We start from the raw sequence: 17,219 nt of genomic DNA on the forward strand, positions 1-17,219 counted from the left end.
ATGAAAAGGGGGAATGCGAGGTATCATGAAAACATCTTTGGAAGGTTGGGGCAGCGGGCTGCTCGGGGTCGTCATCTTCAGCGGGTCGCTGCCGGCGACGCGCGTCGCCATTGCGGACTTCTCGCCGATATTCCTGACATCGGCGCGGGCGGTCATCGCCGCCCTTCTGGCCGCGGCCCTGCTTTTCGCACTGCGCCAGCCGAAGCCGTCCCGGGCCGACCTCCTGTCGCTGACGATCGTGGCGCTCGGCGTGGTGGTCGGCTTCCCGCTGCTGACGGCTCTGGCGCTGCAATATATCACTGCCGCCCATTCCATCGTCTTCGTCGGCCTCCTGCCGCTGGCCACCGCCATTTTCGGCGTGCTGCGTGGCGGCGAGCGGCCGAAACCGCTCTTCTGGCTCTTCTCCTGCCTCGGCAGCGCCATGGTCGTCGGCTTCGCGCTGAATTCCGGCGCGGAAATCTCGCTTGTCGGCGACCTCCTGATGATCGCCGCCATCATTGCCTGCGGCCTCGGTTATGCGGAAGGCGCGCAGCTTTCACGCCGACTCGGCGGCTGGCAGGTCATTTCCTGGGCGCTGGTGATCGCGCTGCCGCCGATGGCGATCGTCGCGCTGGTCTCGCTTCCCGCGACATGGGCCGGAATTACCGGTGGCGCATGGGCGGGCCTTGCCTATGTCTCCGTCTTCAGCATGCTGGTCGGCTTCGTCTTCTGGTATCGCGGCCTCGCCGTCGGCGGCATCGCGGCGGTGGGACAGTTGCAGCTCCTCCAGCCTTTCTTCGGCCTGCTGCTGGCCGCGGTGCTGCTGCATGAGAAGGTCAGCCCGCTGATGATCGCCACCACGCTCGCCATCGTGCTTTGCGTCGCCGGCGCGCGGAAATTCGCGCGCTAATCCCGTTGGCCGGCGGGTCCCGCGGCGGTGCGCCGCGGGACCCCGTTCTCGCTCAATTGCACCGCGCGAGGGTGCTTGCGCCAAGCTCCTGGCCGTTCACGAGGAAGACCGAACCGCCGGGCTGCGTGATCGAGCTTCCCAGCCAGGGGTTCGTCTCGCAATCGCGGGGTGTGTTCTTGACGGTGACGTCGCCGGAAAGGTCTTCCAACGGTCCCATCAGGTAAATCCCCGCCTGCCTGGCATTGTCGATGACGACATTCTCGAAGGAGATGTCGGCGACGGGGCCGGTCCAGTCGGAGCCATAGAGGAACATGCCGTATGTTCCGGCATTGGTGATCGTCACGTTCTTCAGGTCGATCCCGGAGACGGGGTTGAAGAAGATGCCGGCATTGGTCGGGCCGTCGATCTTCAGGCCATCGACGCTGACATTGGTCGTCTGGCCCACGTCTTCCAGCGTGGAGGCGGTGACCAGCATCAGGCCGTTGATGCCGCCCTTCAGCGACATGTCGGTGATCCTGACATTCGATGTCGCTTGCAACACGACGAGATCCATATCGCGATCCTGCTTCGTGTTGTCGATCGTCACCTTGTTCATGGTCACGCCGTCGGCAGCGACGAGGAGGATGCCCTCGCGGCGCGAACGGGAGATCGTCACATTGTCGATCACGATGTTGCTGGCGAGATCGGTGATGACCGGCGGCCAGCCGCTGTCGTCAATCGCGCTGCCGGCGAAGATGCCGTAGGTGACGCTGTCGATGGTCGTGTCGCGAACCGTGAGGTTCTTCGTGCCATGCGCGCTGATGGCGGCATAGGGCGCGCGGTTAGGGTCGCCGACGGCGAATTCGCAGGTCGTGTTGTTCGTGCAGATGTAGAGATCGTGGATGGTGCTGTTTTCGACGGCAGCGCCGTCGACGCGCGTCAGGCGGATGCCGTCATGGGCGGTGCGGGAGATGTCGACGGTATCGATGACGAGGCCGGACGTGTCGGTGCTGCCGATGCCGGCAAGGCCGCCGGTGATCGCGAGAGAGGAGATCATGCTGCCCGAGGCCATGGTCACGACGTCCTGTGCGGGATTGTAGCCGGTCAGCGTCGTCGCCGCGCCCCTGTTGGTGAACGTGCCGCGCCCACTGCTGGACGCACCCCGCAGCGCCAGCGTTCCGCCCCCGCCAAGCAGCGCCTGGCCCTCGCCCAGCGTCAGCGAACCGTTGAGGCCGAGATTACCGTCCGCCAGGATGAGTGCGCCGTTCCCGGCGCCGGCCATCAGGGCGTTGATGGCGGCGGCGTCGCCGCTTGCGCCGGAGATGTTCAGCACCGTGCCGACAGTCTGCCCGTTGAAGAGGAAGACGGCGTCTTCCAGCGGGCCGCTCGCGGCGACCTCGGTGCGGATGGATGCACTTCGGCGAACGGCCTGCGTCGTTGCGTCGAACGGATCGATCGCCTCGCCCGCAGGTGCGCCGAACGGGATGCGGACCCGCGCCATGACGCCGCCGGTCAGCTTGTCCTCGTTGTCGTAGGAAGCGCTGGCTCCGAAGGAGAAAGTCGATCCGGCGGGAAGGCCGGCGACGTTGGCGACGGTGAGTTCGGCGCGCAGCCTGCCGCCGAACATGTCGCTGACATTACGGCCGTTGTACCAGTAGCTGCCGGCGAAAAGCTTGAGTTCGGCATTGCCATCCGGCGAAACGCCGGGAACCTTGACGCCGATCTCCGCATCCGCGCCCGCGCGGCCTTCTTCGCGCCCCGCCCGGAACTTCAGGGCGCCGTTGACGACCTCGCCGCGTCCGGCTCCGTCCGCCGCCTTGCCGCCGTGTTGCGGCAGGTAGATGTTGGCGCGCGTTTCGAAGACCGGGCCGAGGGCTTCCGCGCCGAAGGAAAGCTGATGGAAGTCGTTGCCGTAGCTGGAGCGCAGATAGTCGTAATAGCCGTAGAAGCCGAATGTCCATTGGCCGGGCGTTCCCAGGCGGTAGCCCGCGCCGAGCGATCCCTGGCGGACCCCGCCCTCGATGAGCGTACCGTGCAGGTCGAGGAAGAGCGACTGGCTATCGTCGAGGTGGAAGGGCAGCATGATGCCGAGGTCGCCCGCCGCCTCGCCTCCCAGCCATCGTCCCTCGAATTCGGTGAAGCCGCGAATGTCCGTGGCATGGGCGTGCGCGATCCCAACGGCCACCGCTGCTAGCGGCCCGGCTAAGCCTTTAACAATGTTCATAAATATCTCCAGTTCGACTATCCGGGGAGCGGATGCGATGGCGGATATTATATATGACTCCAAGAGTCAACTTTATGAATTGAGGGCTGTGGATGACGCTTTTAGGCCGGCATCCGGGTCGTTTTCCGACTTGTCATGGACAGGGTGCCAGATGCGAAGCAAGGCCGCAAAATCAGGCGACCGCCTTCCGGGTGCGGAGGGCGGTCGTTCATTGGTTGCGGGGCGGCGCAGCCTGCCGCATGCCGGCGACGCGGTGCAGCGTTTCAGTTCGCCTTGCGCGCAGGCTCGTCCTGCGCAGCCGTGATTCCTGCCGCCTGTTCGCAGACTTCGACATGGCGGGCCAGCGCCTGATTGGAGAGGATGGCGCTGATCGTGGTGATGTCACGTCCCTGGTGCCTGGGCGTCTGCTGGGCTGCCTTGAGCCTTTCCAGAAGAGCTAAACGGGTCATGACATACTCCTTCGATAACTGGTGATGGGATAGCCGGCTCGGGGGAGCCGGTTTGGTCGAGGTGGTCCTTCGCTTCCGGAGCGCCGGGCATCCGCAGATGCCCGGAAAGAGAGACAATTGGCGTCAGGCGGCCTTCTTGCCGGCGTCGAACGGGATCTCGATGTCGACGGCGAGCGTGGAGACCTGTGCGCCGCGCTCCATCTTGATGGAGACCTTCTCGTCGTCGACCTGCATGTGCTTGGAAATCGCCTTCAGGATTTCGTCGCGCAGCTTGTTGACGAGGTCCGAGTCGCCGGTGGAGGCCCGCTCATGGGCGAGCAGCACCTGCAGGCGCTCGCGCGCTGCCGGGGCCGACTGGCCGCGAGAGAAGAAACGGAAAGGATTCATGCCGCTTTCCTTCCGAAGATCTTGCCGAGGAAGCTGCGCTTGTCGCCGGGAATGGTGACCGGCAGGTCCTCGCCCTTGAGGCGGCGCGTCGCTTCGAAATAGGCGAGCGCCGGGGCGCTGCGGCCGTCGGCCAGCGTCACGGGCGCGCCGACGTTGGAGGCGCGCAGCACATCCATGCTTTCCGGAATGATGCCGAGCAGCGGGATGGAGAGGATTTCCAGCACGTCGTCGACCTTCAGCATGTCGCCGCGCTCGGCGCGCACGGCGTCGTAGCGGGTCAGCAGCAGGTGCTTTTCGATGCGCTCGCCGTTCTCCGCCTTCAGCGTCTTGGAATCGAGAAGGCCGATGATGCGGTCGGAGTCGCGCACGGAGGAGACTTCCGGATTGGTGACGACGATGGCGACGTCGGCATGGCGCATGGCGAGCGTCGCGCCGCGCTCGATGCCGGCGGGGCTGTCGCAGATCACCCAGTCGAAGGCATTCTTGAGGGCCGCGATGACCTTCTCGACGCCCTCGGGGGTCAGGTTGTCCTTGTCGCGGGTCTGCGATGCCGGCAGCAGGTAGAGCGTCTCGACGCGCTTGTCGCGGATCAGCGCCTGCGTCAGCTTGGCTTCGCCCTGGATGACGTTGACGAGGTCATAGACCACGCGGCGCTCGGCGCCCATGACGAGGTCGAGGTTGCGCAGGCCGACGTCGAAGTCCACGACCACGACCTTCTCGCCGTTCTGCGCCAGCGCGGCGCCCAGTGCGGCCGACGACGTCGTCTTGCCGACGCCGCCCTTGCCCGATGTGACAACGATTACCTTGCCCATATGTGTCTCCAGTGCGTTGGATTTCGTCAGCCGAGAGTCGCGGCCTTGATTGTTTCGCCTTCGAGCCAGACCTGCCCGGGCTTGCCGCGCAGTTCCGGCTCCATGTCGTCAGCCGTCTTGTAGAACCCGTCGATGGCGATCAGCTCCGCTTCCAGCTTGCGGCAGAAGATGCGCGCCGAGGCATTGCCCGTCGAACCTGCCATCGCCCGGCCGCGCAGCGGTCCGTAGACGTGGATGGAACCGCCGGCGACGATCTCCGCGCCCGAGGCGACGGAGCCGATGATGGTGACGTCGCCTTCCGGGAAGAAGATCGACTGGCCGGAGCGCACGGGCCGGGAAACCACCAGCGACGGCGTCGTCTGGACCGGCACGGCGGCGACGGGTGCGGGGCTTGCCGCAGGCTTGGCTGTTTCCGTCGCTGCCGCCGGCTCGCCTTCCGGGGCCTCGATGTCGCCTGCCGGGCGTCCATCGGCCATGGCCGGAGGCATGTCAGGACCGAGCAGGGAGGAGCGTGCGCCCTCGATGCCCATGACGCGTACATTGCGCGCATTGAGCTGGTCGACCAGCTCGCGCAGCTCCGCGCGGTCGATGTCCAGCCCCTCGACGTCCAGCACCACCGGCCGGCGAAGGAAGAAGCCGGCCGAACGGGCGGCGAGGTCGTCGAGCCGCCGCAGCCAGTCCGCGAAGGGCAGCTCCGGGGTCAGCGCAAGCGCAAGGAAGGACCGCCCCTTGAGGCGGATCGGCCGGGGTTGAGTTAACACGTCAGTCATCTTGGTTAATTTTCGGTAGCCCCGGTGTAGCGGTGAAATGGTTAACAAATGGTTAATTTACAGGTCAGGCTGGCGCGAGGCATGCCTTCTCGACGCGGATATCGGCGATCCGGTTGCGGGAGGAAACGTGGAGGTAGACGCGCCTTATTTGGCGCGCTCCGTACGGGTGGCGGAGGCGCCTGCGGCGGGCGTCGTGCCGGGTGATTCGGTGGCGGGAAATTGAGGCGTGGCGTTTGGAGCGTTGCCCCTCACCCTAACCCTCTCCCCGCAAGCGGGGAGAGGGGACGTGCCCCACGCGGCGTTGATGATTTGAGGAGAACAGCGCGGCATATCCCTTCTCCCCGCTTGCGGGGAGAAGGTGGCCGACAAGCCGGATGAGGGGCCTGCCCTGAAGAGAATGTCGCGGCGAAACCCGCCGCGACGTAGGATCAGCCGATAGCCATCAGGCTGGCATTGCCGCCGGCGGCGGCGGTGTTGATGGAGGTCGAAACCTCCTCCAGCAGCCAGTTGAGGCAATAGGCTTCCGGATCGCTGGTCAGTTCCGCGGTGGTCGCCGCCTGCACCAGAACGAGCGGGCCGGGAAGGGCGGCGATCTTGCGGTTGACGCGCTGCACGTCCTCCGCCTCGCCCTCGACGAGCGCACCGGCAAACGGGCTGTCCTTCGCCCAGTCCGCCGTCCACGACAGGCGTGCGGCGACGGAGGCGGGAAGATCGGCCAAGACGGGCTTCAGCGCATCGACGCTGTCGATGACGATCTGGTTGCCCGTCGCGAGCGCTGCCGCGACCTGTCGCAGGAGGCCCGCTTCCGTCTTCGGCACGAGGAGGATGCGGCCGCGCGGATGCAGCGCATAGATGTTGCGCTCACCGACCGGGCCGGGCAGTTCCCGTTCCAGGCCGAGCGCGGAGCGGTTGGCGAAGCCGCGTGCCGTTGCGCCTTCCGCCGCCTTGCCCTTGTGGTCGAGCCAGGTGATGAAGTCGCGCAGCGCCGGGTCGGTATGCACCGAATCCTGCTGCGGCGGGACCGGGGCCTTCTGCACGAGGCGGCCGATATAGAGCGGGCCGCCGGCCTTGGGACCCGTGCCGGAAAGGCCGCGTCCGCCGAAGGGCTGCACGCCGACGACCGCGCCGATGATGTTGCGGTTGACGTAGATATTGCCGACCTTGATGCGGCTGACGACATGCGCGATCGTCTCGTCGAGGCGCGTGTGCAGGCCGAAGGTGAGGCCGTAGCCCGAGGCGTTGATGTCGTCGATCAGCCGGTCAAGATCGGCGCGGCGGAAGCGGATGACGTGCAGGACGGGGCCGAAGACCTCGCGCTTGAGGTCGGAAAGCGTCTTCAGCTCGATGATCGTCGGCGGAACGAAGGTGCCGTTCTCCGTGCCTGCCGACAGCGGAAGCTGCTCGACCTTGTTGCCGAGCTCGCGCATATGCTCGATGTGCTTGACGATGCCATCGCGGGCTTCGGCCGTGATGACCGGGCCGATATCGACATTGAGGCTGTCCGTGCGGCCGAGCGTCAGTTCCTTGAGCGCGCCCTTCAGCATGGTGAGTGTGCGGTCTGCGACGTCGTCCTGCAAGCAGAGCACGCGCAGAGCCGAGCAGCGCTGGCCGGCGCTGTCGAAGGCCGAGGCGATGACGTCGCCGACGACCTGTTCGGCGAGCGCCGAGGAATCGACGATCATGCCGTTCTGGCCGCCGGTTTCGGCGATCAGCGGGATCGGCTTGCCGGTTTCCGAAAGGCGCTCGGCAAGCTGGGCCTGGATGAGGCGGGCGACTTCCGTCGAGCCGGTGAACATGACGCCGGCCGTCTTCGACGCGCCGACGAGGGCAGCGCCAACGCGGCCCGCGCCGGGCACGAACTGCAGCGCGCCGACCGGAACGCCGGCCTCGTGCAGGATCTTCACGCTTTCATGCGCGATGACGGGCGTTTCCTCGGCAGGCTTCGCCAGCACCGCATTGCCGGCGACGAGCGCGGCGGCAACCTGGCCGGTGAAGATGGCGAGCGGGAAGTTCCACGGGCTGATGCAGACGATCGGGCCGAGCGGCAGGTGGGACGGGCCGAGCGTGCGGCGCGCCTGTTCGGCATAGTAGCGCAGGAAGTCGACTGCCTCGCGCACTTCGCCGATGGCGTTGGCCGCCGACTTGCCGGCCTCGCGCATGATGATGCCCATCAGCGACTCGATGCGGGCTTCCATGAGGTCCGCCGCGCGGTCGAGGCAGGCGGCGCGCTCGGCGGGCGAGGTCGCGGCCCAGGCCGCGACGCTGTCGGCAGCCATGGCGACGATGCGCTCGGCATGCTCCGCCTTGATCTCGGTGACGCTGCCGACGATGTCGCGGTGGTCGGCGGGGTTCAGTACGTCGCTCGTCTCGCCGGCGGTGGAGCCGTCTGCCAGCAGCGGGGCGGCGTGCCACTGTTTCGCTGCGGTGCCGGCAAGCTGGCCGGCAAGCGCGGCAAGCGTCGTCTCGTTGGAGAGGTCGAGGCCCTTGGAGTTCTCGCGGTTCTTGCCGAAGAGGTCGCCCGGCAGGGCGATCTGGTCGTGCTGCGCGCCGACGACGGGCATGGCGGCGACGATATCGACCGGATCGGCGATCAGCGATTCCACCGAGACCTTCGGGTCGGAGATACGGTTGACGAAGGAGGAGTTCGCGCCGTTTTCGAGAAGGCGGCGGACGAGATAGGCCAGCAGCGTCTCATGCGTGCCGACGGGAGCGTAGATGCGGCAGGGCCGGTCCAGCTTGTCCTTGCCGACGACCTCGTCGTAAAGCGGCTCGCCCATGCCGTGCAGGCACTGGAACTCGTATTTGCCGACGGCGAAATCCGGGCCTGCGAGCTGGTAGATGGTGGCAAGGCTCTGCGCATTGTGCGTGGCGAACTGCGGGAAGACGGCATCCGGCGCGGCCAGCAGCTTGCGGGCGCAGGCGACATAGGCGACGTCCGTGTAGATCTTGCGCGTATAGACCGGGAAGCCTTCGAGGCCGTCGAGCTGGGCGCGCTTGATCTCGGCATCCCAGTAGGCGCCCTTGACGAGGCGCACCATCACACGCCGGCCGGAGCGGCGGGCAAGGTCGATGATGAAGTCGAGCACGAAGGGGCAGCGCTTGCCATAGGCCTGCACGACGAAGCCGAGGCCGTTCCAGCCCTTGAGGTTCTCGTCGAAGCAGAGGCCTTCGAGCAGGTCGAGCGAAAGCTCCAGCCGGTCGGCTTCCTCGGCGTCGATGTTGAGGCCGATATCGTAGCTCTTGGCGATGGCGGCGAGCGCCTTCACCTTCGGCAGCAGTTCGCCCATGACGCGTTCGACCTGCGCGCGGACATAACGCGGATGCAGCGCCGAAAGCTTGATGGAGATGCCGGGGCCGTCATAGATGCCGCGGCCGTCCGAGGCCTTGCCGATGGCGTGGATCGCCTTCTCGTAGTCGCGGTAGTAGCGCTCGGCGTCGGCGGCGGTGGTCGCGGCTTCGCCCAGCATGTCGTAGGAATAGCGGAAGCCGCGGGCTTCGAGCGGCTTGGAGCGCTTCAGCGCTTCCTCGATGGTCTCGCCGGTGACGAACTGCTCGCCCATCATGCGCATCGCCATGTCGACGCCGCGGCGGATGACCGGCTCGCCGGCGCGCGCGATGAGGCGCGTCAGCGCGGCGGAAAGGCCGCGGTCGTTGACGGTGGAGGTGAGCTTGCCGGTGACGACGAGGCCCCAGGTCGCGGCGTTGACGAACATCGACTTGCCACCGCCGATATGGGAGGTCCAGTCGCCTTCGGCGATCTTGTCGCGGATCAGCGCGTCGCGCGTGTCGGTGTCCGGAATGCGCAGCAGCGCCTCGGCAAGGCACATCAGCGCCACGCCTTCCTGGCTCGACAGCGAATATTCCTGCACCAGACCCTCGACGCCGGTGCCCTTGTGCTTGGCGCGCAGCGCCTCGATCAGCGTGCGGGCTGTGCTGCGGATGTCGTAGCGCTCGGCTTCCGTGACGCGCGCGGCGGCGACGAGCGGCGGCAGGCATTCGGTTTCCGGCCGGCGATAGGCGGCGGTGATGGCCTGGCGCAGTTCACTCTGCGGGCGGATCGGCGGGGCGAAATTGGCGAAGGGGTTCTGCATGGAAGGACCTATGAGACGCGGGGTTCGGTAGGAAATCAGCGGATGAAGGTAATCGACGGCTCGTCCCAGTCGGGGACGTCATGGAACTCCGGCGCGTGATGGAGCAGGATGCTCGGCTCACCGCGCGCGGACCGCTCCGCCTTGATGCTGCAGGCCGCAACCAGCGCCCTTATGCCGAGCGGCTTGTAGTGGCTGAGAAGGTCCGGCCGCATGCTATCATCGAAGCTCTTGTCGTGCACCATCATCCCCCTGTGCTTGACACCGGATCGCCGCCTGCGCCGGCCGCATCCAGAACGGCCGGATTTCGCTTGGTAGATCCGGGAAACTGGTGCGGATAATATCACGATGCTGAAAAACAAATGGACTTCAAATTGTCTTAGATTAGGCTGATCGCATCTATTTTTTGAAGAACGGAGGGTGATTTGCCCGATATTTCCCATGTTGATGGGTCGTTGGATGCCTTCGACCGGAAAATCCTCGAGGAACTCACGGAAAACGGCCGTATTCCCGTCGCGGAGCTCGCGGAGAAGGTGGGCTTGTCGAAGACGCCCTGTCAGAACCGCTTCAAGCGGCTGATCGCGGAAGGCTTCATCCAGGGCTTCAAGGCGATCCTCAACCCCTCGAAGATGAACCTCGACCATATCGCATTCGCCGAGGTGAAGCTGACCAACACCCACGAGGAGGCGCTGAACAGTTTCAACGCGGCGGTCAAGAAGATCAAGGAGGTGGAGGAGTGCCACATGATCGCCGGCCGCTTCGACTATCTCCTGAAGATCCGCACCCGCGACATCAAGAAATACCGCCTCGTGCTCGGCGAGCGCATCTCGAACCTGCCCTACGTCGCCAACACCTCGACCAATGTGGCGATGGAGACGGTGAAGGAGCGGGGGTGACGGGGCGTCCTCTCGATCATCCCGGAACATCGGCCGAGGGCGGGCGTTTACGCTGATATCGCAAGGGAGGCTGCCATGCCGGCAAGATCGAAAGCGCAGCAGAAGGCCGCGGGCGCGGCGCTCGCCGCAAAGCGCGGCGATGTGAAGAAGAGCGCGCTCAAGGGCGCCTCACGGAGCATGGAGAAATCCATGTCGGAAAAGGAACTGGAGGATCTGGCCTCGACCAGCCACAAGGGCAAGCCCGAGCACGTGCCGAAATCGGACTGACGTGCCCGCCGTCAATCCTTCGGGCCGCGTCGGGCGGGTTCCGGCGTCAGCTTCGCCTCGATGGCCGCAAGGCCCGCTTCGAGTTGACGAAGGCCATCCGCCAGAAGCCGCGCCATCTCCTCCTCATAGGCCCGGGCAAGCGTGATCATCTCGCCGTAGATGCGCTTTCCCGCCGGAGTCAGTTCCAGATGCTCGATGCGGCGGTCGCTCATGTCCTCGCTGCGCTTCAGCCAGCGCTTTTCCTCCAGCGCCCGGACCGCACGCGATACCTTCGTCTTGTGCATGCTGGAATTAGCGCCGATCTCCGTCGCCGTCATGCGCCCATAGGCGCCAAGGGCGGCGAGCGCCCGCCATTCCGGCCGGGTCATCCGGTAGCGGTCGCGGTATTGTGCGGCAAAGCGCTGGCTCACCCGTTCGGCCGCCTGGTTGAGCCGATAGGGCAGGAAGGTCTCGAGCTTGAAATCCATAGTGGGCCGCCTTGATGGTTACAAAATGGACGGTTACATCTGTAACCATCTGATAAAGAGCCGTGCGGAGGAGGGCAAGCCATGGCGGAGAGCACCAACAGCCTGAAATACATGCCGGGCTTCGGCAACGATTTCGAGACGGAATCCCTGCCCGGCGCGCTGCCGCAGGGCCAGAACAGCCCGCAGAAGTGCAATTACGGCCTCTATGCAGAGCAGCTTTCCGGCTCGCCCTTCACCGCTCCGCGTGGCACCAACGAGCGCTCCTGGCTCTACCGCATCCGCCCGAGCGTGCGCCATACCCGCCGCTTCTCCAATGCGGACTATCCGCACTGGAAGACAGCGCCCTGCCTCGATGATCATTCCCTGCCGCTCGGCCAGCTTCGCTGGAATCCGTTGCCTGCGCCGCAGGAAACGCAAAACTTCCTCGAAGGCATCCGCACCATGACGACGGCCGGCGACGTGCTGACCCAGGTCGGCATGGCCGCGCACGCCTATACGTTCAACGCCGACATGGTGGACGATTATTTCTTCAATGCCGATGGTGAATTGCTGGTCGTGCCGCAACTGGGCGCGATCCGCGTCTTCACCGAAATGGGCATCATGGATGTCGAGCCGCTGGAGATCTGCCTCATCCCGCGCGGCATGATGTTCAAGGTCTCGCGCATCGGCGAGGGCGATGTGTGGCGCGGCTATGTCTGCGAGAACTACGGCGCGAAGTTCACGCTGCCTGATCGCGGCCCGATCGGCGCGAACTGCCTTGCCAACCCCCGCGACTTCAAGACGCCCGTCGCCGCCTACGAGGACAAGGAGACACCCTGCCGCGTCCACGTCAAATGGTGCGGCAAGTTCTACGTCACCGAGATCGGCCATTCCCCGCTCGACGTCGTCGCCTGGCACGGTAACTACACGCCGTTCAAATACGACCTCAGAACCTATTCGCCGGTCGGCGCGATCCTCTTCGATCATCCCGATCCGTCGATCTTCACGGTGCTGACGGCCCCGACCGAGGAGGCTGGCACGGCGAATATCGACTTCGTCATCTTCCCGCCGCGCTGGATGGTGGCCGAGCACACCTTCCGCCCGCCCTGGTATCACCGCAACATCATGAGCGAGTTCATGGGCCTCATCCACGGCCAGTACGACGCCAAGGAAGAGGGCTTCGTACCCGGCGGCATGAGCCTGCATAACATGATGCTGCCGCACGGCCCCGACGCCACCGGCTTCGAGAAGGCTTCAAACACCGAGCTGAAGCCCGTCAAGCTCGACCATACCATGGCCTTCATGTTCGAGACGCGCTTCCCGCAGCAGCTCACGAAGTTCGCGGCCGAACTGGAGACGCTGCAGGACAACTATCTCGAATGCTGGGACGGCCTGGAGCGCAAGTTCGACGGCACGCCGGGTATCAAGTGAGCCTAACCACCTTGCCAGGCCTTCACGGTGTCCAGCGGCCAGACGAGCATCAGGATGTTCAGCGCCAGCCCGTCGCGGATGAGCCAGGTCGTGGTTGCCTCGAAGACGATAATGAGCGCGACGCTTGCCCAGACGGGCAGGCGCGCGGCGAGGAAGAAGCCGACCACCATGGCGAGGATATCCGCGCTGGAATTGATCACGCTGTCGCCGAAATAGTCGAGCGAGATCGTCGCCTCGCGATAGCGGTTGATGATCATGTCAGTGTTTTCGAGGATTTCCCAGGCGCATTCCACGATGAGCGCCAGCGTCAGCCGCACATTGATGCTCGCCTTGGGGAGGATCAGCGTGAAGAAGCCGTAGAACAGGATGCCGTGGATGATGTGGCTCGGCGTGTACCAGTCGGAAAGCTGCTGCGAATTTTCCGAAGAAAACACCACCCCATGCCACAGTTTCACATATCCGCACTTGCAGATGAGCGGCTGACCCATCGTATAAAGGATGGCGGCTGTCGCGGCGATAAAGCCGGCGACGATCAGCAGGGAATTTCGGACCGTGCGGTTCAAGCGGGATTTCCTTGGAGAGGCGATGCGGCGCGGTTGCGGCGCATGCGGGTGGAGACAGGCGGCCGGAAGATGACACGATCCGCCGGCCGGAAACAAGATCGGGAGCGATACGCATGAAACTTGCGACACTGAAGGATTCCACCCGCGACGGCCGTCTGGTCGTCGTCTCGCGCGACCTGACGCGCTGCTCGGAAGTGGGCCATATCGCCCGCAGCCTGCAGGCGGCGCTGGACGACTGGGCGCATGTCGCGCCGCGGCTGGAACGGGTCGCCGAAGGGTTGGAAACCGGCTCGCAGCCGACCGCCCGCTTCCACGAGCACGACGCGACCTCCCCGCTGCCGCGCGCCTACCAGTGGGCGGATGGCTCGGCCTATGTCAATCACGTCGAACTGGTGCGCAAGGCGCGCAATGCCGAGATGCCGGAGAGCTTCTGGACCGATCCGCTGATGTACCAGGGCGGCTCCGACAGTTTCCTCGGCCCGCGCGACCCGATCCTGGCGTCTGACGAGGCATGGGGTATCGACATGGAAGGCGAGATCGCCGTCGTCGTCGACGACGTGCCGATGGGCGCAAGCGTGGAAGAGGCGCGCGATGCGATCCGCCTCGTCATGCTCGTCAATGACGTCTCGCTGCGTGGCCTCATTCCGGGGGAACTCGCCAAGGGCTTCGGCTTCTTCCAGTCGAAACCCTCCTCCGCCTTCTCCCCCGTCGCCGTCACGCCGGATGAACTGGGCGATGCCTGGGACGGCGGCAAGCTGCACCTTCCGCTTCTCGTCTCGCTCAACGGCAAGGCCTTCGGAAAGGCGGATGCCGGCGTCGACATGACGTTCGATTTCGGCCAGCTCGTCGCTCACGCCGCAAAAACCCGCCCGCTCGTCGCCGGCTCGATCATCGGTTCCGGCACGGTTTCCAACAAGCTGGACGGCGGCCCTGGCAAGCCGGTCTCCGAAGGCGGCGCAGGCTATTCCTGCATCGCCGAGGTGCGCACCATCGAGACGCTCTCGACCGCTGCCCCGAAGACGCCCTTCATGAAGTTCGGCGACATCGTGCGCATCGAGATGAAGGACAAGTCCGGCCATTCCATCTTCGGCGCCATCGAGCAGACCGTGACGCGCTACGAAAAGGACTGACCCGATGAGCGAGGAGATCGTGCTCTACGACTACTGGCGCTCCTCCGCCAGCTACCGCGTGCGCATCGCGCTCGAAAGCCTCGGCCTCGCCTACCGGCGGGTCTCCGTGGACCTTCTGGCCGGTGAGCAGCGCGCGCCCGAACACCGCGCCCGCAATCCGCAGGGCCTCGTCCCGGCGCTGGTGATCGACGGCCAGACGTTGACGCAATCCCTCGCGATCATCGAATACCTCTCGGAAACGCGCCCTGAGGCGCGTTTCCTCCCTGCCGACCCGCTCGGGCGGCAGCGCGTTCGCACGCTCTCCTACGCCATCGCCATGGAAATCCACGCCGTCTGCAACACGGGCATCGTCGGCCACGTCATGGATATCACCGGCGGCGGAGACGAGGTCCGTTCCAACTGGATGAAGAAATTCATCGGCGAAGGCCTCGCCGCCGTCGAAACCCTGCTCGAAAATCCAGCCACCGGCACTTTCTGCCACGGCGATACCCCCACCATGGCCGACTTCTGCCTCGTCCCGCAGGTCTACAACGCCAACCGCTGGGGCGTGGACATATCCGGCCTGGAGCGGGTGCGTCGCATCGCGGAAACCTGCCTGGAATTGCCGGCCTTCAAGGCGGCGCATCCGGAGACGGTGAAGGTGGCCTGAGCTTTGAAAGCCGGATACAGCGTGCTATATATACCCCTAGCCATAAAGGGATATACCATGCCGCTCTATGTAAAGGATCAGGAAGTCGACAGGCTCGCCGACCGGCTTTCCACTCTGCGCAAGGTCAGCAAGACCGAGGCGGTGCGACAGGCATTGGCGCATGAACTCGAGCGGGTTGAAAGCGAGCCGACCTTGGTGGAGAAGGCCGTTGCCATGACCCGAGCGTTGAATCAAAAGTACTCTCCGACGGGTCTCAAGGCCGATAAGGCCTTCATCGATGGCCTTTACGAAGACTGATGTTTATCGATGCCTCGACCATCGTCGCCATGATGGCGGATGAAAGCGATGCGACGATACTGTCCGCGCGTTTGATGAGCGTTGATACGAGGGTGACGTCGCCGATGGCGCTTTGGGAGGCGTCTATCGCTTACAGCAGGATTTTCGGACTTGAGCCGCAAGCAGCCCTGCGTGAGGTGCAGGCCTATATTCGTCCCTTCGATGTTACGGTGGCTACGATCGAGCCGGCAATGACGGCCGCTGCCGTCGATGCCTATCAACGCTTCGGCAAGGGGCGTCATCCTGCAGGCCTCAACTTCGGTGACTGTTTCGCCTATGCCTGCGCCCGGCATCTCAACATGCCGCTGCTCTACAAAGGCGACGACTTCTCCAAAACGGATATCGAAGCTGCATAGAGATCGCCCCACTGAGGTGGGGCGATCCGGGATATGTCAGGCGACGTCGCCCATGCAGACGTATTTCAATTCCAGATAGTCGTCCGCGCCGTGGGCGGAGCCTTCGCGGCCGAGGCCGGACTGCTTGATGCCGCCGAAGGGGGCGGCTTCGGAGGAGATGAGGCCTGTATTGACGCCGACCATGCCGTATTCCAGCGCTTCCGCGACCTTCCAGACCTTCTTGAGATCGCCGGCGAAGAAGTAGGCGGCAAGGCCGAATTCGGTGTCGTTGGCCTGCTCTATCACGTCCTCGACCGTGTCGAAGCGGAAGAGCGGGGCGACGGGGCCGAAGGTCTCTTCCTTCGCCACCGTCATGCCGCGGGCAACGCCCTTCAGCACGGTCGGCTCGAAGAAGGTGCCCTTGCCCTCGATACGCCTGCCGCCGGCAATGACCGTCGCGCCCTTGGAAACGGCATCGGCGATATGGGCCTCGACCTTGTCGATGGCGGCTTCCTCGATCAGCGGGCCGATGGTCGTGCCCTTGTCGAAGCCGTCGCCGACCGAAAGCTCGGCAACCTTCTTCGCCAGCTTCTCGGCAAAGGCGTCATAGACGTTCGACTGCACGTAGAGCCGGTTGGCGCACACGCAGGTCTGGCCGGCATTGCGGTACTTCGAGGCCATCGCGCCTTCGACGGCGGCGTCGAGGTTCGCGTCGTCGAAGACGATGAAGGGTGCGTTGCCGCCAAGCTCCAGGCTCACCTTCTTGATCTGGTCGGAGCACTGGCGCATCAGGATGCGGCCGACTTCCGTGGAGCCGGTGAAGGAGATTTTCCGCACCTTCGGATTGAAGCACAACTCCTTGCCGATGGCGGGACCATCGGTGCCGAGGATGATGTTGAAGGCGCCGGCCGGAATGCCGGCCTTTTCCGCCAGCACGGCGAGGGCGATGGCCGAAAGCGGCGTCTGCTCGGCCGGCTTGGAGACCACCGTGCAGCCGACGGCGAGCGCCGGGGCAGTCTTGCGCGCGATCATCGCCGCCGGGAAGTTCCAGGGCGTGATCGTGCCGACGACGCCGACCGGCTGCTTGATGACGAGCATGCGCTTGTCGGCGGAGGGGGCGGGGATCGTCTCGCCGTTGATGCGCTTGGCCTCTTCCGCGTACCACTCGATATAGGAGGCGGCATAGAGAATCTCGCCCTTGGCTTCGGCCAGCGGCTTGCCCATTTCGGCGGTGAGGATGGCGGCGAGTTCATCGGCGTTGGCGATGATGAGGTCGTACCACTTGCGCAGCAGTACGGAGCGGTCCTTGGCCGGGCGGGCGGCCCAGAGCGGCTGGACCGCATAGGCGGCGTCGATGGCGGCGGCCGTTTCGCTCGCGCCCATTTCCGGCAGCGTCGCCAGCTTTTCGCCGGTCGAGGGATTGAGGACGTCGAAGGTCGCGGCGCCGTTGCCGCCGATCCAGTTGCCGTTGACATAGCCGGCATCGCGCAGGAGATCGGTCGACTTCAGGTGCCTCGTGAGAGCATCATGGAGGGCCATGGTTTCGTTCCTTTTGGACACGGAAGGCC

At 65.0% G+C, this 17,219-nt stretch carries 18 protein-coding genes; 8 read left to right on the forward strand and 10 right to left on the reverse strand.

What is annotated here, in order from left to right; all coding sequences use genetic code 11:
* The first annotated feature begins 25 nt into the window (after nucleotides 1-25).
* Entirely contained in the window at nucleotides 26-889 is an 864-nt protein-coding gene (locus tag MOE34_RS21805) for a DMT family transporter (protein WP_242224681.1), read from the forward strand.
* Between the two features lie 52 nt (nucleotides 890-941).
* On the opposite strand, the gene MOE34_RS21810 is transcribed toward MOE34_RS21805, so the two are convergent.
* From MOE34_RS21810 to MOE34_RS21840, 7 genes are all read right to left on the reverse strand, one after another.
* The gene (locus tag MOE34_RS21810) at nucleotides 942-3,092 is read right to left on the reverse strand and encodes a right-handed parallel beta-helix repeat-containing protein (RefSeq protein WP_242224686.1); all 2,151 of its coding nucleotides are present in this window, start codon (nucleotides 3,090-3,092) and stop codon (nucleotides 942-944) included.
* Between the two features lie 263 nt (nucleotides 3,093-3,355).
* Nucleotides 3,356-3,541, reverse strand: a complete 186-nt coding sequence (locus tag MOE34_RS21815) for a hypothetical protein (RefSeq protein ID WP_242224688.1) — start codon at nucleotides 3,539-3,541, stop codon at nucleotides 3,356-3,358.
* A gap of 123 nt (nucleotides 3,542-3,664) precedes the next feature.
* Nucleotides 3,665-3,928, reverse strand: a complete 264-nt coding sequence (gene minE, locus MOE34_RS21820) for a cell division topological specificity factor MinE (RefSeq protein ID WP_242224691.1) — start codon at nucleotides 3,926-3,928, stop codon at nucleotides 3,665-3,667.
* Nucleotides 3,925-4,740 carry a septum site-determining protein MinD gene (gene minD / locus MOE34_RS21825; protein ID WP_242224693.1) on the reverse strand — a complete coding sequence of 272 codons (816 nt, stop codon included), beginning with the start codon at nucleotides 4,738-4,740 and terminating at the stop codon, nucleotides 3,925-3,927. Before minD ends, minE begins: the two co-directional genes overlap by 4 nt.
* A 26-nt stretch (nucleotides 4,741-4,766) precedes the next feature.
* Nucleotides 4,767-5,510, reverse strand: coding sequence for a septum site-determining protein MinC (gene minC, locus MOE34_RS21830; RefSeq protein ID WP_242224695.1), 744 nt, complete (start codon nucleotides 5,508-5,510; stop codon nucleotides 4,767-4,769).
* Nucleotides 5,511-5,938: 428 nt separating this feature from the next.
* Nucleotides 5,939-9,601, reverse strand: coding sequence for a trifunctional transcriptional regulator/proline dehydrogenase/L-glutamate gamma-semialdehyde dehydrogenase (gene putA / locus MOE34_RS21835; RefSeq protein WP_242224697.1), 3,663 nt, complete (start codon nucleotides 9,599-9,601; stop codon nucleotides 5,939-5,941).
* A gap of 35 nt (nucleotides 9,602-9,636) precedes the next feature.
* A complete protein-coding gene (locus tag MOE34_RS21840) occupies nucleotides 9,637-9,846 on the reverse strand; it encodes a hypothetical protein (RefSeq protein WP_242224700.1) in 210 nt (69 codons plus the stop codon).
* A 177-nt stretch (nucleotides 9,847-10,023) separates the two neighbouring features.
* On the opposite strand from MOE34_RS21840, the gene MOE34_RS21845 reads away from it, so the two are divergent.
* Nucleotides 10,024-10,494, forward strand: a complete 471-nt coding sequence (locus MOE34_RS21845) for an Lrp/AsnC family transcriptional regulator (RefSeq protein WP_242224702.1) — start codon at nucleotides 10,024-10,026, stop codon at nucleotides 10,492-10,494.
* Between the two features lie 75 nt (nucleotides 10,495-10,569).
* Nucleotides 10,570-10,761, forward strand: coding sequence for a DUF3008 family protein (locus MOE34_RS21850; protein WP_242224704.1), 192 nt, complete (start codon nucleotides 10,570-10,572; stop codon nucleotides 10,759-10,761).
* Between the two features lie 11 nt (nucleotides 10,762-10,772).
* Here the strand turns inward: MOE34_RS21850 and MOE34_RS21855 are convergent, their stop codons facing one another.
* Nucleotides 10,773-11,228, reverse strand: coding sequence for a MarR family winged helix-turn-helix transcriptional regulator (locus MOE34_RS21855; protein WP_242224706.1), 456 nt, complete (start codon nucleotides 11,226-11,228; stop codon nucleotides 10,773-10,775).
* A gap of 81 nt (nucleotides 11,229-11,309) precedes the next feature.
* Here MOE34_RS21855 and hmgA point away from each other — a divergent pair, with 81 nt between their 5' ends.
* The gene (gene hmgA, locus MOE34_RS21860) at nucleotides 11,310-12,638 is read left to right on the forward strand and encodes a homogentisate 1,2-dioxygenase (protein WP_242224708.1); all 1,329 of its coding nucleotides are present in this window, start codon (nucleotides 11,310-11,312) and stop codon (nucleotides 12,636-12,638) included.
* A 2-nt stretch (nucleotides 12,639-12,640) separates the two neighbouring features.
* Here the strand turns inward: hmgA and MOE34_RS21865 are convergent, their stop codons facing one another.
* A complete protein-coding gene (locus MOE34_RS21865; RefSeq protein ID WP_242224710.1) occupies nucleotides 12,641-13,201 on the reverse strand; it encodes a DUF2585 domain-containing protein in 561 nt (186 codons plus the stop codon).
* Nucleotides 13,202-13,314: 113 nt separating this feature from the next.
* Here MOE34_RS21865 and MOE34_RS21870 point away from each other — a divergent pair, with 113 nt between their 5' ends.
* Genes MOE34_RS21870 through MOE34_RS21885 form a run of 4 tightly spaced genes read left to right on the forward strand, consistent with a single transcriptional unit; the run spans nucleotide 13,315 to nucleotide 15,672 of the window.
* Entirely contained in the window at nucleotides 13,315-14,331 is a 1,017-nt protein-coding gene (locus MOE34_RS21870; protein WP_242224712.1) for a fumarylacetoacetate hydrolase family protein, read from the forward strand.
* 4 nt (nucleotides 14,332-14,335) lie between these two features.
* Nucleotides 14,336-14,980, forward strand: a complete 645-nt coding sequence (gene maiA, locus MOE34_RS21875; protein ID WP_242224714.1) for a maleylacetoacetate isomerase — start codon at nucleotides 14,336-14,338, stop codon at nucleotides 14,978-14,980.
* Nucleotides 14,981-15,037: 57 nt separating this feature from the next.
* The gene (locus MOE34_RS21880) at nucleotides 15,038-15,277 is read left to right on the forward strand and encodes a type II toxin-antitoxin system VapB family antitoxin (RefSeq protein WP_242224716.1); all 240 of its coding nucleotides are present in this window, start codon (nucleotides 15,038-15,040) and stop codon (nucleotides 15,275-15,277) included.
* Nucleotides 15,277-15,672, forward strand: coding sequence for a type II toxin-antitoxin system VapC family toxin (locus MOE34_RS21885; protein ID WP_242224717.1), 396 nt, complete (start codon nucleotides 15,277-15,279; stop codon nucleotides 15,670-15,672). Before MOE34_RS21880 ends, MOE34_RS21885 begins: the two co-directional genes overlap by 1 nt.
* Nucleotides 15,673-15,708: 36 nt before the next feature.
* Here the strand turns inward: MOE34_RS21885 and MOE34_RS21890 are convergent, their stop codons facing one another.
* Nucleotides 15,709-17,190 carry an NAD-dependent succinate-semialdehyde dehydrogenase gene (locus MOE34_RS21890; protein WP_242224719.1) on the reverse strand — a complete coding sequence of 494 codons (1,482 nt, stop codon included), beginning with the start codon at nucleotides 17,188-17,190 and terminating at the stop codon, nucleotides 15,709-15,711.
* Between the last annotated feature and the right edge of the window lie 29 nt (nucleotides 17,191-17,219).

Source organism: Shinella zoogloeoides, assembly GCF_022682305.1.
GTDB classification, from domain to species: domain Bacteria; phylum Pseudomonadota; class Alphaproteobacteria; order Rhizobiales; family Rhizobiaceae; genus Shinella; species Shinella zoogloeoides_B.

Excerpts from the sequence above, each read along its gene's own strand:
- minE (WP_242224691.1), bottom strand. The coding sequence starts at position 3,928 with ATGAATCCTTTCCGTTTCTTCTCTCGCGGCCAGTCGGCCCCGGCAGCG.
- MOE34_RS21805 (WP_242224681.1), top strand. The coding sequence starts at position 26 with ATGAAAACATCTTTGGAAGGTTGGGGCAGCGGGCTGCTCGGGGTCGTC.
- MOE34_RS21885 (WP_242224717.1), top strand. The coding sequence starts at position 15,277 with ATGTTTATCGATGCCTCGACCATCGTCGCCATGATGGCGGATGAAAGC.
- MOE34_RS21880 (WP_242224716.1), top strand. The coding sequence starts at position 15,038 with ATGCCGCTCTATGTAAAGGATCAGGAAGTCGACAGGCTCGCCGACCGG.
- MOE34_RS21855 (WP_242224706.1), bottom strand. The coding sequence starts at position 11,228 with ATGGATTTCAAGCTCGAGACCTTCCTGCCCTATCGGCTCAACCAGGCG.
- minD (WP_242224693.1), bottom strand. The coding sequence starts at position 4,740 with ATGGGCAAGGTAATCGTTGTCACATCGGGCAAGGGCGGCGTCGGCAAG.
- putA (WP_242224697.1), bottom strand. The coding sequence starts at position 9,601 with ATGCAGAACCCCTTCGCCAATTTCGCCCCGCCGATCCGCCCGCAGAGT.
- hmgA (WP_242224708.1), top strand. The coding sequence starts at position 11,310 with ATGGCGGAGAGCACCAACAGCCTGAAATACATGCCGGGCTTCGGCAAC.
- minC (WP_242224695.1), bottom strand. The coding sequence starts at position 5,510 with ATGACTGACGTGTTAACTCAACCCCGGCCGATCCGCCTCAAGGGGCGG.
- MOE34_RS21840 (WP_242224700.1), bottom strand. The coding sequence starts at position 9,846 with ATGATGGTGCACGACAAGAGCTTCGATGATAGCATGCGGCCGGACCTT.
- maiA (WP_242224714.1), top strand. The coding sequence starts at position 14,336 with ATGAGCGAGGAGATCGTGCTCTACGACTACTGGCGCTCCTCCGCCAGC.
- MOE34_RS21890 (WP_242224719.1), bottom strand. The coding sequence starts at position 17,190 with ATGGCCCTCCATGATGCTCTCACGAGGCACCTGAAGTCGACCGATCTC.
- MOE34_RS21850 (WP_242224704.1), top strand. The coding sequence starts at position 10,570 with ATGCCGGCAAGATCGAAAGCGCAGCAGAAGGCCGCGGGCGCGGCGCTC.
- MOE34_RS21810 (WP_242224686.1), bottom strand. The coding sequence starts at position 3,092 with ATGAACATTGTTAAAGGCTTAGCCGGGCCGCTAGCAGCGGTGGCCGTT.
- MOE34_RS21815 (WP_242224688.1), bottom strand. The coding sequence starts at position 3,541 with ATGACCCGTTTAGCTCTTCTGGAAAGGCTCAAGGCAGCCCAGCAGACG.
- MOE34_RS21870 (WP_242224712.1), top strand. The coding sequence starts at position 13,315 with ATGAAACTTGCGACACTGAAGGATTCCACCCGCGACGGCCGTCTGGTC.